This is a genomic window from Clostridioides sp. ES-S-0123-01, assembly GCF_020658415.1.
Lineage (GTDB): Bacteria > Bacillota > Clostridia > Peptostreptococcales > Peptostreptococcaceae > Clostridioides.
This window is the reverse complement of sequence record NZ_JACVWD010000018.1, coordinates 1-2,844: the sequence shown is the minus strand read 5'-3', so window position 1 is coordinate 2,844 and position 2,844 is coordinate 1. Positions and strand designations below refer to the sequence as shown.

Annotated in this window: 1 rRNA gene; it reads right to left on the bottom strand. The window is 49.6% G+C overall.

What is annotated here, in order from left to right:
- Positions 1 to 4 precede the first annotated feature (4 nt).
- A 23S ribosomal RNA gene (locus IC175_RS19105) occupies positions 5 to 2,844 on the bottom strand; the annotation flags it as partial.

Below are 2,844 nucleotides of genomic sequence, written 5' to 3'. Positions count from 1 at the left end.
AATATTGGTCAAGTCCTCGACCTATTAGTATCGATAAGCTAAATACATTGCTGCACTTACACCTTCGACCTATCAACCAGATAGTCTTTCTGGGGTCTTACCCTTGCGGTGGGAAATCTTATCTTGAAGTTGGCTTCGCGCTTAGATGCTTTCAGCGCTTATCCATTCCGTACATAGCTACCCAGCCATGCCCTTGGCAGAACAACTGGTACACCAGAGGTACGTCCATCCCGGTCCTCTCGTACTAAGGACAGGTCTCCTCAAATTTCCTACGCCTGCGACGGATAGGGACCGAACTGTCTCACGACGTTCTGAACCCAGCTCGCGTACCACTTTAATGGGCGAACAGCCCAACCCTTGGGACCTACTACAGCCCCAGGATGTGATGAGCCGACATCGAGGTGCCAAACCTCCCCGTCGATGTGGACTCTTGGGGGAGATAAGCCTGTTATCCCCAGGGTAGCTTTTATCCGTTGAGCGATGGCCCTTCCACGCAGAACCACCGGATCACTAAGTCCGATTTTCATCCTTGCTCGACCTGTATGTCTTGCAATCAAGCTCTCTTTTGCCTTTACACTCTACGTACGATTTCCGACCGTACTGAGAGAACCTTTGAGCGCCTCCGTTACCTTTTGGGAGGCGACCGCCCCAGTCAAACTGCCCACCTGACAGTGTCCCAAGACCAGATTCATGGCCTATGGTTAGAGTCCCAGTACTACAAGGGTGGTATCCCAAGGATGGCTCCGCCAAAACTGGCGTCCTGGTTTCAAAGCCTCCCACCTATCCTGTACATGTAGTACCAAGACCCAATGTCAAGCTACAGTAAAGCTCCATGGGGTCTTTCCGTCCTGTCGCAGGTATCCGGCATCTTCACCGGAATTACAATTTCACCGAGTCTGTTGTTGAGACAGTGCCCAAATCGTTACGCCTTTCGTGCGGGTCGGAACTTACCCGACAAGGAATTTCGCTACCTTAGGACCGTTATAGTTACGGCCGCCGTTTACTGGGGCTTAAGTTCACTGCTTCGATTACTCTAACAGATCCCCTTAACCTTCCAGCACCGGGCAGGCGTCAGCTCCTATACATCGTCTTGCGACTTAGCAGAAACCTATGTTTTTGGTAAACAGTCGCTTGGGCCTATTCTCTGCGGCCACCGTATGGTGGCACCCCTTATCCCTAAGTTACGGGGTCATTTTGCCGAGTTCCTTAACAACAGTTCTCTCGCGGGCCTTAGGATACTCTCCTCACCCACCTGTGTCGGTTTGCGGTACGGGTACCTTTAACCTCGATAGAGACTTTTCTTGACAGTGTGAAATCAGCTACTTCGCTACTAAATTTCGCTCCCCATCACATCCCAGCATTATCAAAGCGGATTTACCTACTCTGACTGCCTCAATGCTTGGGCACACATAACCAACAGTGTGCTTAGCTTATCCTACTGTGTCATCCCATCTCTCAAACGGTTATCGGTAGTACAGGAATATCAACCTGTTGTCCATCACCTACGCCTTTCGGCCTCAGCTTAGGTCCCGACTAACCCAGGGCGGACGAACCTTCCCCTGGAAACCTTGGGTTTACGGCCTGTGGGATTCTCACCCACATCTCGCTACTCATGCCAACATTCTCACTCCCATACTGTCCACATGTCCTTACGGTCATGCTTCAACCCGTATGGGAAGCTCCCCTACCCATCATTACTGATGCCGTAGCTTCGGTAGTAAGTTTTAGCCCCGGAAATCTTCGGCGCAGGATCACTCGACCAGTGAGCTATTACGCACTCTTTGAATGAGTGGCTGCTTCTAAGCCAACATCCTGGTTGTCTGTGCAATCCCACATCCTTTACCACTTAACTTACATTTAGGGACCTTAGCTGACGATCTGGGCTGTTGCCCTTTCGACTATGAATCTTATCACCCACAGTCTGACTCCCAAGTATAAGATGACGGCATTCGGAGTTTGATAGTCTTCGGTAGGTGCAATACCCCCTAGGACATTCAGTGCTCTACCTCCGTATCTCTCACCTTGAGGCTAGCCCTAAAGCTATTTCGGGGAGAACCAGCTATCTCCGGGCTCGATTGGAATTTCACCGCTACCCACAAGTCATCCCCGAGCTTTTCAACGCTCGTGGGTTCGGACCTCCACGAAATTTTACTTTCGCTTCATCCTGCTCATGGGTAGGTCGCCCGGTTTCGGGTCTACGTCAAGTAACTGAACGCTCAGTTAAAACTCGCTTTCGCTACGGCTCCACACCTTAAGTGCTTAACCTTGCTACTTAACGTAACTCGTTGGCCCGTTCTACAAAAAGTACGCGGTCACACAAGAAATGTGCTTCCACAGCTTGTAAGTGCAGGGTTTCAGGTTCTATTTCACTCCCCTCCCGGGGTTCTTTTCACCTTTCCCTCACGGTACTATACGCTATCGGTCACTAGGTAGTATTTAGCCTTGGAGGGTGGTCCCTCCTGCTTCCCACAGGGTTTCACGTGTCCCGTGGTACTCTGGATCATATCTGAAGTTTTCTCGTTTGACATACAGGACTATTACCTTCTGTGGTGGGTCTTTCCAAACCTCTTCAATTACGATACCTCTTCGTTTAAGATATGTCCGCAACCCCAATAAAGAAAACTTTATTGGTTTGGGCTATTCCGCGTTCGCTCGCCGCTACTTACGGAATCGAATTTCTTTCTCTTCCTTCAGGTACTTAGATGTTTCAGTTCCCTGAGTTCCCCTCATTAAGCTATGTATTCACTTAATGATACTTAGACATTACTCTAAGTGAGTTTCCTCATTCGGAAATCTTCGGATCAAAGTTTACGTGCAACTCCCCGAAGCTTATCGCAGCTTATC